Raw genomic sequence first — 12,153 nt, 5'->3', positions numbered from 1 at the left:
TCAGTCGAGGAGCGCGAACCTCGGGTGCGGTGTCCCGCCCGTGGCGAGGTCGGCGAGCATCTCGCCGAGGAGCGGCGCGAACTTGAAGCCGTGCCCGGAGAAGCCGGTCGCGACGGTGACGGGGCCGCGACGGTCCATCACGAAGTCGTCGTCGGGGGAGTTGTCGTACAGGCAGCTGATCGGCTCGGGGTCCCTCGCGTCGACGCCCGGCACGAAGCGCGCGACGTACGCCTGCAGCCGCTCGAGTTCCTCGGGCACGGGGATGAAGTCCCGGTGGTCCGGGTCGACGACGGGCCCGGTCCCGTGGAACCCGACCTTGACGCCCTCGCCCGGCGTGAGGAGCCCGTAGACGTCGGGTCCGTCGAGCTGCCAGTGCACGAAGCTCGGCCACGCCCCGTCCGGCAGGTGGCTGGGGAAGTGGGCAGGCTGCTCCTGGGTGACGCGGATGGCCGGGAGGCTCGCCCCGCGTCCACGGAGCACGTCGCCGACGAGCGTGGGGGCCCACGAGCCCGCGGCCGCGACCACGCCGGATGCGGTGACCGACGTGGCGCCGCCCGGGCCGTCGAGGGTCAGCGTGACCGAGTCGCCGTGGTCCTCGACGCCGGTGACCCGGGTGCCGAAACGGAGTTCCGCGCCGTCCGACGCGGCCAGGTCGAGGAGCGCCTCGACGGTGTCGGCGGAACGGATCCGCCCGGCGGACGCGTGCGTGAGGACGTGGCCCTCGAACGCCAGCCCCGGCCACCGCTCGGCGGCTTCGTCGGGCGTGAGCAGCTCGTGGTCGATGCCTGCGTCGGTGAGTGCGGCGTGGATGGCCGCGATCTGGTCCGGCCGGCCGTGGTCGACCGCCCCCGTGAGGTCGAGGAGCGTCCGCCCGCTGGCCCGTTCGAGTGCCCGCCATGCGTCGAGTGCCCGGATGCAGAGCGCGACGTACTCGGCGTCCGCGTAGCCCATGCGGAAGATCCGGCTGGCGCCGTGTGAGGACCCCTTGTCGTGCCCGCGCCGGTGCTGCTCCACGAGCAGGACACGTTCCCCTCGCGCGGCGAGAGCCCGGGCAGCAGCGGCTCCGACGACACCGCCCCCGACGACGACCTGGTCGACCACGGACCTGGGGGAACGGCCGGATGGCCTGACGATCACGAGCGAGTGACGGGAATCGAACCCGCGCTACCAGCTTGGGAAGCTGGAGTTCTACCATTGAACTACACTCGCGCGCCCGCTCAGCGGGACTCGACAACCATATCGGATTCTCGCCGGGAAGCCAGCCGACCGCGCGCCGCACGCTGACCGGCGGAGTCGCCCCGAACCTCCCGTGTCTCTTCTGTGAGCCGTGCCACCTGACGGACAGGTGTCGGGCGTGTGTGTACCGTCCAGGGAGTTCCAGCGACCCCGACCCGAGGAGGACCCGGATGGTCAGACATCCCCTCATCGACGACGTGAGCGGCCCCGCCATCGTGGTCGACTCCGGCTCGCAGGTGGTGTGGCTGACCGACGCGCTCGGCTCGCTGCTGCGGCGTGCTTCCGCCTCCGACCGCATGGTCGTCCTCCGGACCGGACCGGACGCCGCGATCACCCCAGCGCTCCGGCACGCGCTCGGCGCCCACGGCGCCGCATGGGCCGTGACCGACGCGGACGGCACCCTGCGCGACGGCCGCACCGGTGTCGTCGCCGACGGGATCGACGACTTCGTGCAGCACGGTCCCGAGCTCCTCGGGGAACCGGCACCCGGCGTCCCCACCGCCACCGGCTCGGTCCGCCAGATCAGCATCGACCTGACCCTCAGGCACCACGCCGAGCGTGCGGTCGACATCGGCTCCGCGATCGAGGCGCTGTGCCACACCGTCGGCACCTGCCCGAACCGCTGGGGGACCGCCGAGCCCCTGTCGCTCCCGTGGGACCGCTGGGTCGTGACGCAGTACGCGAAGCACGAGTCCCCGGGCATCAGCACCTCCTACGCCGTCGGTGACGGCTTCTCCGCGACGATGACCGCGCACCTCGACGACGGCGTGGTCGTCGAGACGATGTCCGCCGTCCTCACCGTCCCCGACGAGGGCACCGACCCGCAGCTCGCCGAGCGGATGCTCGAGGCCGTGCACCGCGTCGCCGAGGACGTCGTCCCCGTGTTCGGCGTCGTGATGCAGCGCCGCGGCGACGCGGACCACCTCGTCCGGGCGGTGGCCCACGCGGAACCGTCGCCGCTGGCCGTCGTGGTCGGACCGGAAGCGGTGTCGTTCCTCGACCGTGGTGACGTCTGGCCTCCGCCGCACACCTCGACCTCCACCTTCGGCGGTCGCGGGCTCGCCCCGGGCGACTCCGACGACCAGGGGCTGATCGTCCGTCTCGAAGACGGATGGACCGCGCTCGAGTCGTTCCTCGACCGCATCGACGAGGACCGCTTCCTGCAGCTCGTCGGTGGCGCCCCCCTCGACCCCGCGCACGACGAAGGCACCCTCGACGGACACGTCGCGGCCGGGCTCCACGGTGGCCACGGTGCCGCGTGACGTCACCCTGCTCTGCCGGGACGAGGTAGAGGTCCGGGAGATCGCCGAGGCGCTGCTCCTGCACGACGACACCTGGGGGGTCCGCGCACTCGACGACGGCCCGATGATGCAGGTCTGCCGCGACGCGACGCACCCGGTGATCACCGTGCTCGGCGTCCGACGCGTGGACACCCTCGACGAGGTACAGCGGATCCTGCCCGAGGCCCCCGCGCTCTCGACTCCGCTGTGGTGGGTCGACACGGTCACCCCGGCGGGCGCCGACGGGGAGTCCGGGATCGCCGCCGCGCTCGAGGCCGCGATCGACCTCGACGCGGTCTGCATCGTCCACGGGGACTGAGTCAGCGCCACCCTTCGAGCTTCCTGTGCGGGGCCCGACGGCGACGGCCACGCCTGCCGCGACCGCGGGCACCGAGCTCGCCTTCACGGGTGCGCCGATCGTGATGAGCACCGGGATCGCCCTCGCCCTGGCGCTGCTCGTCGGTGGCTTGGTGCTGCTGGTGGCGCGTCGCCGCGCGGCCCGCGACACGGAGTCCACGCAGGAGTAGCCCCCACGACGAGAACCGCCCCGCACCACGGCCTTCCGTGGTGCGGGGCGGTTCTCGTCGTACCGTGCGTCAGTCCTGCTCGCGCATGGCGGCCAGGCGCTCGTTGTACGCCTTGAGCTCCGCGTCCCCGTCGCGCTCGGCCTGACGATCGAGGCGCTTCGCGTCGCGGGTGTCCGACTTCACCCAGTTGCGCACCACGAGCAGCGCGACGAACACCATGGGGAGCTCGGATGCTCCCCAGGCGATGCCGCCACCGGTGTGCTGGTCGTCGAGGAGCGCCGCGTCGTTCGTCTGCCCGAGCGCGTGGAACCAGTCGATCGCGTACACGGACTCGGAGGTCATCACCGCGACGCCGAAGAACGCGTGGAACGCCAGGGTCGCGAGCAGGGCGATGATCAGGATCGGGTACTGCGGCCGCTTCGGCCCCGGGTCGATGCCGACGAAGACCCAGAAGAACAGGTAGCCGCTCAGCACGAAGTGGACGACCATCACGACGTGCCACTCGTGGGACTGCATCGCGAACTGGAACGCCGGCGTGAAGTAGAACACCACGAGGGACCCGGCGAAGATCACCCCGGCGACGGCGGGCTTCGCCATGAACTGCATGTAGCGGGAGTGCACGAAGAGCATCAGCCACTCGCGGGCGCCGCGCGAGCCGTCGTTGCGCACCGGCAGGGTCCGCAGCGCGAGGAGCACCGGGCCGCCGAGGACGAGCGGCAGCGGCACGAACATCATCAGCAGCATGTGCTGGATCATGTGCGACGAGAAGTGGATCATGCCGTAGACCGACGGCCCGGCCGAGGTGGTCCAGATGAACACCGCGCAGCCGAGGACCCAGGAGATCGTCCGGCCGACGGGCCACTTGTCGCCGCGCTTCCGGAGCTTCCGGACGGCGAACAGGTACCACCCGGCGCCGACCACCGCGAGCGCGAGCCAGACCCAGTCGATGTGCCACTGCGTCAGGAAGGTGTGCAGCGTCTGCGCCGGCGGGTACGGGTAGCCGATCAGACCGGACCGGGTGTCCTCACCGGTCTCGGGGGTCTGCGGGATCGGCGGCTGGCTGCGGGACACGGCGACGGAGACGCCGATCGCCACGGCCATGAAGACCACCTCGGCGAGGGCGAACCGCGTGAACGACCGGCGGTCGAGCGGGGAGCGGAGCAGCGCCGGCACGAGCTTGCGGCGCTGCACGATCCCGGCGATGCCGAGCAGGATGAGGATCGACGCCTTGACGGTGATGAGCCACCCGTAGGTCGTCGTGAACAGGTCGAGCGGGCCGGTCAGCCGGAGCGAGGCGTTCACGACGCCGGAGAACGCCACCGCGGCGAACGACCAGCCGGCGAGCGTCGAGTACCGGGCGACGACGCGTCCGGTGGCGCCCTTCGTCCGGGTGCGGAGGAGGAGCACGGCGACGAGCCCGCCGGCCCAGACGCACACCCCGAGCAGGTGGATCGCGAGGGAGTTCACCGCGTTGGCGTGTTCGAGCGAGCCGGCGGCGTGGCCGGAGAGCGCGAGGGGCAGCAGGGCGAAGAGCCCGAAGACCGTGGCGACGGCGAGCGTCGTGACCCGGGTCGCGAACGCGGCGAGCACGGTGGCGATGAGGATCGCGGCGGCGGAGACCACGAGGGACTGGCCGATCTCGACCTGGAACGCGAAGAGCAGGAAGTTCCGCGCGAACAGCGGCGACGTGATCGACGAGCCGAGGGTGTTCGCCCCGGTGAACACGATCCCCACGACGGCCGCGAGGAACCAGATCGCGCCGGTCGTCGCGGCCCACCGGACGGCCCGGTGCTGCACGCTCGACATCGCGCCGTGGTCCTTCTTCTGCGCGGGGAGCGCGAACGCGGCGACGATGAGGAGCCCGACGGTCAGCGCGGCCATCCCGTCGTGCACCGCCCGCGCGACCGGCAGGCCGTACTGCACGAGGTCGCCTGCGGAGACGAGCTGCTGGTCCGAGGAGAACGCGCCGGTCACCGTCATCCCGATGATCGAGCACGCCACCGCGAGGGGCAGGGCGATGGCGAGCACGGTCGCGACGGTGGACGTGCGCGCGGTGCGGGGCGCGGACTCCGGCGCCGGGCCTCCAGGCTGGGCCTGCGCTGAATCTGGCTGGGGGGACGTGACGGTCATCAACCTTGTTCCAGGGACGCTTCCGCCCGCGAGTCCGCGGACCCTCCATCGTAGGCGCGCCCGTCTGGTCACACCCTGCGTTCCCAGATGCCCTCACTGCCGACGGCGAGGAAGCCGACCGCCTCGTTGACGTCGAGCATCGGGCGGTTCTCCTCCGCGTTGAAGGTGATGATCGACGGGTGCCCGGGGTGGTCCCGTGCGATCGTGTCGATCCCGACGACCTTGAGGAGCCACCCGAGTCGGTGCCCGCGGTGTTCCCGGAGGACCAGGGTGTCGCCCTGCATCACCGGTTGGGTGACCTCGTTCGGCACCGCCAGCTGTGTGAAACCGGCCAGAGTGGTCCTCGGGATGTGTTCGACGGCCACGGTCACCATCGTGCGCGGGGACTCCGCCAGGTGTGCCTCGTGCTCGGCCAGGCGCTCGAGCGTCCACACGTCCTCCGGCTCCTCCATGTCGCCCTCGGGCGCATCAGTGCTCATCCGCGTCTCGAGCAGGGCGATGCCGGCCTGCCACTGACGCGGGGTGGGGCCGGCCCAGGTGTGCACGCGGTAGTCCGCCCCGGCCGCGGTCGATGCACGCTCGTACAGGGTCTGCACGACGGAGTGGTCGGCGGGCAGGAGCAGTCGGCTGATCCGGTTCACCTGGCCGAAGCGCCACCCGCGGCCGGTCAGGAACCGGACGGCCGCCTCGTCCTCGGGGACGCCCCCGAACCCGGTCGGGGCGTGCAGGCACCCGTGCCCGACGGCCGGGCCGACCTGACGGGAGACCGCGTACGTCTTCCACTGCGTCCGGCCGTCGGCACGCGCGATGCCCTCGAGGTGGTCGGCGAGGAGGGTCCCGAGGCCGCGCCGCTGGTGGTCCGGGCGGACGGCGATCGAGATCCAGCAGTTCGGGGTGCCCGGGGCCTGTTTGGTGTCGTAGGAGCCGACGGCGACGGTCACGCCGTCCGGCGAGCGGAGCGCGAAGAGCCGGCTCGGCGCCTCGGTGTCGAGGAGGTAGGGGAGCTGCTCCTCGGGCGTCCAGAGGAGCTCGGGCAGACCGGTGACGGCCACCTCGGCCGCGTTCTGCACCGCGACCCACTCCCGGAACGCCTCGACCACCGCCGGCTCGCCCGCCATCGTCGCGGGCACGTCGAGTTCGATCACGCGGTACACGGTGTTCCCTCCGCGGCCGAGCACGGTGCAGGGCAGCCGAGCAGCATATCGGGACCCCACCCGCTGCCGCTAGGATTCCGGACGTGCTGCTCTCCGACCGCGACATCACCGCCCAGCTCGCCGCAGGCCGGATCGGCCTCGATCCCCACGACGCCTCGCTCGTCCAGCCCTCGAGCATCGACGTGCGCCTCGACAAGTACTTCCGGTTGTTCGACAACCACAAGTACCCGCACATCGACCCCGCCACCGACCAGCCCGACCTGACCCGTCTGGTCGAGACCGACCCGGACGAGGCCTTCGTGCTGCACCCGGGGGAGTTCGTCCTCGGGTCCACGTACGAGGTCGTCACGCTCCCCGACGACATCGCCGCACGGCTCGAGGGCAAGAGCTCGCTCGGCCGGCTCGGCCTCCTCACGCACTCGACCGCCGGCTTCATCGACCCCGGCTTCTCCGGACACGTGACCCTCGAGCTCTCGAACGTCGCGACGCTGCCGATCAAGCTCTGGCCGGGCATGAAGATCGGACAGCTCTGCTTCTTCCAGCTCTCGAGCCCCGCGGAGAAGCCCTACGGTTCGGCCGAGTACCAGTCGCGCTACCAGGGACAGCGCGGACCGACGCCGTCGCGTTCGGCGCAGAACTTCCACCGGGCGGACGTCTCCCAGCGCCCCTGACCGGGGCGGTGCCTCCGCGGCAGTAGAACGCTCGGTGCGCCGGATGCTACGAAATTTCTCATGTTGTGTATCGTGGCGGCATGTCCGGAGTCTCGTCACGGCCTGCGCCGCACCTCTCAGCAGCCGAGCTCATCCGTGACGCCCGCCTCCGAGCCGAGCTGACCCAGGTCCAGCTCGCGCACCGGGCCGGGGTCACGCAGAGCGTCATCAGCACGTACGAGAACGGTCGTCGTGAGCCGTCGCTCGCGGCGCTCCAGCGACTCCTGCTCGCCGCGGGGTTCCTGACCGTGATCGACCTCGAACCGGTCGCCGACCCGCCGCCGCTCCGCGACCGGGTGACGGCGAACCGCGCCGAGCTGCTCGAGGTGATCTCCCGGCTCGGGGGCCGGAACCCGCGGCTGTTCGGCAGCGTCGCGCGCGGTGAGGACGGGCCGGACAGCGACGTCGACCTGATGGTGGACCTGCTCCCGGGCCTCGGGATCTTCGCGCTGATGCGGATCCAGGACGCGGCCGAGCAGGTCCTCGGCGTCCGGGTCGACGTCGTCGCGGCGGACGGGATGAGCCGCGAGGTCGTCCGCGGATCGGTCGCGCTGTGAACCGCAACGTGGGGGAGCGCCTCGACGACGTCATCCGCGCGTGCGGGGTGATCGACCGGTACGTCTCACAGCCGTCGCTGCCCGAGGACCTGGTCTACGACGCGGTCCGGATGCGCCTGGTCGAGATCGGCGAGGCCGTGCGGATGCTGCCCGTCGCGGTGACGGCGGGGGAGCCGGGGATCCCGTGGTCGCGCGTCTCACTGCTCGGGGAGCGGCTCACGCGGCGCTACTTCGACACGACGCCGGCGATCGTGCTCGGGACGGCGCGGGTGGACGTCCCGCACCTCTGCGACGCGGCGCGGCGGCTGCGCGCCCGGATCGCGTGACGGCCCCCGCCGCCCGGCTGGCCCACACCGGCCTGGAGGCTCGGTGCGGACCCGACCCGTGCCTCCCGTCCGGCGCGCCCGTCGCGACCACCGCCCACCAACGGGAGAGGGCCCCGTCCGCAGTGCGGACGGGGCCCTCCAGAGGGTGACGCGAGGGTCAGCTGCCGGCCTTGGCGAGCTTCTCCAGGGTGTCGTTGCCCTTGTAGGCCTCGACCGCGTTGTCCTTCGTGACGAGCACCGGGGTGAGCTCGATCGCGGGGACCGTCTTCACGCCGTTGTAGTTGTTCGTCTTGTCGATCTTCGTGTCGGGCTTGTTGCCTTTCGAGAGGTCGGTCACCAGGTCGACGGCGGCCTGGGCCTCTTCGGTGGTGTTCTTGTAGATCGTCGAGTACTGCGTGCCGGCCATGATCAGCGGGATCGAGGCGGTCTCGGAGTCCTGACCGGTGACGACGGGGTTCTCCTTGCCGGCGGCCTTCGTCGCGGTGAGGATCGCACGGGCGAGGGTGTCGTTCGGCGACAGGACGCCGTCGAGCTTGGTGTCACCCGAGTAGTACTGCGAGATCAGGTCGGTCATGCGCGACTGGGCGTTCTGCGCGAGCCAGCCCTTGGTCTGCACCTTCTGGAAGGTGGTCTGACCCGAGACGACCTTGATGGTGCCGTCGTCGATCTTCGGCTGCAGGACGTTCATCGCACCGTTGAAGAACACGGTGGCGTTCGCGTCGTCAGCCGAACCGGCGAAGAGCTCGACGTTGTACGGTCCGTTGCCCTTCTTCTCCTTGAGGCCCTTGAGGAGCGCCTGGGCCTGGAGCTGGCCGACCTTGTAGTTGTTGAACGCGACGTAGTAGTCGACGTTCTTGGTGTTCAGGATGTTGCGGTCCCAGGCGATGACGACGGCGCCCGAGGACTTCGCCGACTTGACCTGCGAGGTGAGCTGCGAACCGTCGGCGGCACCGATGATGACGGCCTTGGCACCCTTGGTGATCATGCCGGAGATCTGCGACTGCTGGTCCGGGACCGGGCTGCCGGCGTTGGCGTACTGGATGTCGGCCTTGAAGCCGGCGTCCTCGATCGACTTCTTGAACGCGGCACCCGCGAGGACCCAGTTCTGCGAGGTCTTCGCCGGCAGGGCGACACCGATGAGGTCGCCCTTCTTGATGGTCGCGTCCGAACCGCTGCCCGAGTCGGAGCCACGGGACGAGCAGCCGCTGAGGGCGAGGCCCGCGATGAGCGCCAGGCTGAGGCCGGCGACGATCTTCTTGCGCATGTGATTGCTTTCTCTTCGTTGAGGAGGGTTGGGGCCGGAGCCCCGCTGTGGGAGGTGGGGACTAAGGGAGGGTGATCTTCTCGGGCTGGTCCTCGATGGACCGCGGCTGCTGGGCGGCCACCGTGTTCTGCTCGGTGTCCTTCCGCTGGAACTGCCGCATCATGCCGCCGATCAGGGACGGGCGTCCCTGCGACTTCGAGTAGACGTCGAAGGCGACCGCGATGAGCAGCACCAGACCACGGATGATCTGCACCTTGTTGGACTCGAGGCCCATCAGCTGCAGGCCGTTCGAGAGCAGGGCCATCACGAGACCACCGATGATCGACCCGGAGATCGTGCCGACACCACCGGCGACCGCTGCACCACCGACGAACACGGCGGCGATCGCGTCGAGCTCCCAGCCGGTGCCGTCGGCCGGGCCGGAGGCACCGGAGTAGGCGACGAACACCATGCCGGCGATCGCGGCGAGGACGGACATGTTCATCATGACGAAGAAGTTGACCTTCTTCGCGCTGACACCGGAGAGCACCGCGGCGCTGGAGTTGCCACCGACCGCGTAGACCTGGCGGCCGAAGATCGTGTTCTTCGTGACGAAGCCGTAGATGATCGTCAGGACGCCGAGGATGATCGCGACGATCGGGACCGAGGTGCCGACCGGGCCGGCACCGAACAGGTACGTCGCGACGAGCGTCACGGCGACCAGGATGCCGGTGCGGACGATCGAGACCCACAGCGGCGGGACCTCGGCCTGCATCTTGCGACGACGGGCACGGCCGCGGGCCTCGATGATGATGAGCGCGGCGATCGTGACCAGACCGATCAGCAGTGTGCCGTTGCTGTAGCCGAAGTCCGGGCCGAAGTCACCGAGGAAGCCGGCGCCGATCGTCGTGTAGCCGTTCGGCACGGGGACCGAGGTCGAGTTGCCGATGATCTGGTTCACACCGCGGAAGATGAGCTGACCGGCCAGCGTCACGATGAACGCCGGGACGCGGACGAACGCCACCCAGAAGCCCTGCCAGGCACCGATGAGGGCACCGACGGCGAGGCCGAGGATGATCGCGGTCCACACCGGGAAGTGCCAGACCGCCATGGACTGCGCCACGATGATGCCGACGACCGCGGCGACCGAACCGACCGAGAGGTCGATGTGGCCGGCGATGATCACCATGACCATGCCGAGCGCCAGGATCAGGATGTAGGAGTACTGCAGGAACAGGTTGATCACGTTCGTGGGCTGCAGGATGAGCCCGTTCGTGGTGAACGCGAAGAACGCCAGCAGCACGATGAGTGCGATGACCATGCCGTACTGGCCGATGCTGTTGCCCTTGCCGAACAGCAGTTTCAGGTTGTTCATGAGACGGTGGCGCCCTTCCGCGCGGAGGTCATGCTGCGCATGAGCGATTCGGGATCGGCCTGGTCGGCCGGCAGGTCAGCGGTGATCTGACCCTCGAAGATGGTGTAGATCCGGTCGGAGAGACCGAGGAGCTCGGGCAGCTCGGAGGAGATCAGGATGATGCCCTTCCCCTCTGCCGCGAGCTGCTGGATGATGCCGTAGATCTCGAACTTGGCGCCGACGTCGATACCGCGGGTCGGCTCGTCCAGGATGAGGAGGTCGGGGTCGGTGAACATCCACTTCGACAGGACGACCTTCTGCTGGTTCCCGCCGGAGAGCTTCCCGACGTTCTCCTCGACGCTCGGCACCTTGGTGCGGAGCAGCTTCCGGTACTTCTCGGCGACCGAGTACTCCTCGAGCGAGTCGACGACGCCGCCCTTGGAGATCTTCTTGAGGTCGGCCGACACGGTCGAGCGCTTCACGGTGTCGAGCAGGTTCAGCCCGAGCGCCTTGCGGTCCTCGGAGACGTACCCGATGCCGGCGTCGATCGCCTGCTGGACGTTGTTGACCTTGATCTCGTGGCCGTCCTTGAAGACCTGACCGCCGAGGAACGTGCCGTAGGAGTGGCCGAAGAGGCTCATCGCGAGCTCGGTGCGACCGGCGCCCATGAGGCCGGCGAAACCGACGATTTCCCCGCGCTTCACGGTGAAGTTCGAGCCCTTGCAGACCAGGCGGCTCGCGTCGAGCGGGTGCTGCACAGTCCAGTCGCGGACCTCGAAGAAGGTCTCGCCGATCTTCGGGGTGCGGTCCGGGAAGCGCGACTCGAGCGAACGGCCGACCATCCCGCGGATGATCCGGTCCTCGTTGACGCCGTCCGCCTTGACGTTGAGCGTCTCGATGGTCTTGCCGTCACGGATGATCGTGATGCTGTCCGCGATCTGCTCGATCTCGTTGAGCTTGTGGCTGATGATGATGCTGGAGATCCCGCGGGCCTTCAGGCCGACGATCAGGTCGAGCAGGTGCTGCGAGTCGTTCTCGTTGAGGGCCGCGGTGGGCTCGTCGAGGATGAGCAGCTTGACGTCCTTGTGCAGCGCCTTCGCGATCTCCACGAGCTGCTGCTTGCCGACGCCGATGTTCTTGATCTGGGTGTCCGGGTCGTCGCCGAGACCGACGCGGGCGAGCAGGTCCTGGGCGCGCAGCTGGGCCGTGGTCCAGTCGATCGCGCCGAACCGGCTGGGCTCGTTGCCGAGGAACAGGTTCTCGGTGATCGAGAGCTCCGGGATCAGCGCGAGCTCCTGGTGGATGATCACGATGCCGGCCTGCTCGGACTGCTTGATGTTCGCGAAGCGAACCTCTTCGCCCTCGTAGACGATCTCGCCGGTGTAGGTGCCGTACGGGTAGACGCCGGAGAGGACCTTCATCAAGGTCGACTTGCCGGCACCGTTCTCGCCGCAGATCGCGTGGATCTCGCCGGCACGGACGTTGAGCGACACCTCGGACAGTGCCTTGACACCAGGGAACTCCTTGGTGATCGACCGCATCTCGAGGATGGTCTCGGGTGCGGTGATCGACCGGGTCTCGAGTCCGGTGTCGATCGGGGTTGACGCCACGGTGCATCTCCTTCTGCCGCTGCGAT

At 69.6% G+C, this 12,153-nt stretch carries 12 protein-coding genes and 1 tRNA gene; 6 read left to right on the top strand and 7 right to left on the bottom strand.

The window, feature by feature from the left end:
* Together EDF55_RS09240 and EDF55_RS09235 are read right to left on the bottom strand one after the other, a co-directional pair.
* The gene (locus EDF55_RS09240; protein ID WP_123654622.1) at positions 1–1,101 is read right to left on the bottom strand and encodes an FAD-dependent oxidoreductase; all 1,101 of its coding nucleotides are present in this window, start codon (positions 1,099–1,101) and stop codon (positions 1–3) included.
* 37 nt (positions 1,102–1,138) lie between these two features.
* Positions 1,139–1,209 (bottom strand) — tRNA-Gly (locus tag EDF55_RS09235).
* Between the two features lie 197 nt (positions 1,210–1,406).
* Here EDF55_RS09235 and EDF55_RS09230 point away from each other — a divergent pair.
* From EDF55_RS09230 to EDF55_RS09220, 3 genes are read left to right on the top strand one after another with little or no spacing between them, the layout of a single operon-like run.
* A complete protein-coding gene (locus EDF55_RS09230) occupies positions 1,407–2,498 on the top strand; it encodes a DUF6177 family protein (RefSeq protein WP_123654621.1) in 1,092 nt (363 codons plus the stop codon).
* Positions 2,488–2,835, top strand: a complete 348-nt coding sequence (locus tag EDF55_RS09225; protein WP_123654620.1) for a hypothetical protein — start codon at positions 2,488–2,490, stop codon at positions 2,833–2,835. The genes EDF55_RS09230 and EDF55_RS09225 overlap by 11 nt, the downstream gene beginning before the upstream one ends.
* Before the next feature lie 25 nt (positions 2,836–2,860).
* Positions 2,861–3,043: a hypothetical protein gene (locus EDF55_RS09220; RefSeq protein ID WP_123654619.1), complete on the top strand. Its 183-nt coding sequence runs from the start codon at positions 2,861–2,863 to the stop codon at positions 3,041–3,043.
* A 69-nt stretch (positions 3,044–3,112) separates the two neighbouring features.
* On the opposite strand, the gene EDF55_RS09215 is transcribed toward EDF55_RS09220, so the two are convergent.
* Both EDF55_RS09215 and EDF55_RS09210 read right to left on the bottom strand, forming a co-directional pair.
* Positions 3,113–5,173, bottom strand: a complete 2,061-nt coding sequence (locus tag EDF55_RS09215; RefSeq protein WP_123654618.1) for a cytochrome c oxidase assembly protein — start codon at positions 5,171–5,173, stop codon at positions 3,113–3,115.
* A gap of 68 nt (positions 5,174–5,241) precedes the next feature.
* Entirely contained in the window at positions 5,242–6,318 is a 1,077-nt protein-coding gene (locus EDF55_RS09210) for a GNAT family N-acetyltransferase (RefSeq protein ID WP_123654617.1), read from the bottom strand.
* Between the two features lie 92 nt (positions 6,319–6,410).
* On the opposite strand from EDF55_RS09210, the gene dcd reads away from it, so the two are divergent.
* The 3 genes from dcd (at position 6,411) to EDF55_RS09195 (ending at position 7,920) form a co-directional block, all read left to right on the top strand.
* Positions 6,411–6,998, top strand: coding sequence for a dCTP deaminase (dcd, locus tag EDF55_RS09205; RefSeq protein ID WP_123654616.1), 588 nt, complete (start codon positions 6,411–6,413; stop codon positions 6,996–6,998).
* Between the two features lie 80 nt (positions 6,999–7,078).
* Positions 7,079–7,594 carry an XRE family transcriptional regulator gene (locus tag EDF55_RS09200; RefSeq protein WP_123654615.1) on the top strand — a complete coding sequence of 172 codons (516 nt, stop codon included), beginning with the start codon at positions 7,079–7,081 and terminating at the stop codon, positions 7,592–7,594.
* Complete coding sequence (locus EDF55_RS09195; RefSeq protein WP_123654614.1) at positions 7,591–7,920, top strand: DUF86 domain-containing protein; 330 nt, start codon at positions 7,591–7,593, stop codon at positions 7,918–7,920. The genes EDF55_RS09200 and EDF55_RS09195 overlap by 4 nt, the downstream gene beginning before the upstream one ends.
* 157 nt (positions 7,921–8,077) lie before the next feature.
* Here the strand turns inward: EDF55_RS09195 and EDF55_RS09190 are convergent, their stop codons facing one another.
* The 3 genes from EDF55_RS09190 to mmsA form a co-directional block, all read right to left on the bottom strand.
* Positions 8,078–9,184 (bottom strand): sugar-binding protein, encoded by a 1,107-nt coding sequence (locus tag EDF55_RS09190; protein WP_123654613.1) that lies wholly within the window; start codon positions 9,182–9,184, stop codon positions 8,078–8,080.
* A gap of 61 nt (positions 9,185–9,245) precedes the next feature.
* Complete coding sequence (gene mmsB, locus EDF55_RS09185) at positions 9,246–10,538, bottom strand: multiple monosaccharide ABC transporter permease (RefSeq protein WP_123654612.1); 1,293 nt, start codon at positions 10,536–10,538, stop codon at positions 9,246–9,248.
* The gene (gene mmsA / locus EDF55_RS09180) at positions 10,535–12,058 is read right to left on the bottom strand and encodes a multiple monosaccharide ABC transporter ATP-binding protein (RefSeq protein WP_123654747.1); all 1,524 of its coding nucleotides are present in this window, start codon (positions 12,056–12,058) and stop codon (positions 10,535–10,537) included. Before mmsA ends, mmsB begins: the two co-directional genes overlap by 4 nt.
* Positions 12,059–12,153 lie beyond the last annotated feature (95 nt).

This window comes from Curtobacterium sp. ZW137, from assembly GCF_003762905.1.
Classification (GTDB): Bacteria; Actinomycetota; Actinomycetes; order Actinomycetales; family Microbacteriaceae; genus Curtobacterium.
Note: the sequence above shows the minus strand (reverse complement) of the source record. Positions and strands in the feature narration are given on the sequence as shown.

Bases quoted from the DNA above. Each gene is read 5' to 3' on its own strand.
- EDF55_RS09230 (WP_123654621.1), top strand. From the start codon at position 1,407: ATGGTCAGACATCCCCTCATCGACGACGTGAGCGGCCCCGCCATCGTG.
- EDF55_RS09215 (WP_123654618.1), bottom strand. From the start codon at position 5,173: ATGACCGTCACGTCCCCCCAGCCAGATTCAGCGCAGGCCCAGCCTGGA.
- EDF55_RS09200 (WP_123654615.1), top strand. From the start codon at position 7,079: ATGTCCGGAGTCTCGTCACGGCCTGCGCCGCACCTCTCAGCAGCCGAG.
- EDF55_RS09190 (WP_123654613.1), bottom strand. From the start codon at position 9,184: ATGCGCAAGAAGATCGTCGCCGGCCTCAGCCTGGCGCTCATCGCGGGC.
- mmsB (WP_123654612.1), bottom strand. From the start codon at position 10,538: ATGAACAACCTGAAACTGCTGTTCGGCAAGGGCAACAGCATCGGCCAG.
- mmsA (WP_123654747.1), bottom strand. From the start codon at position 12,058: ATGCGGTCGATCACCAAGGAGTTCCCTGGTGTCAAGGCACTGTCCGAG.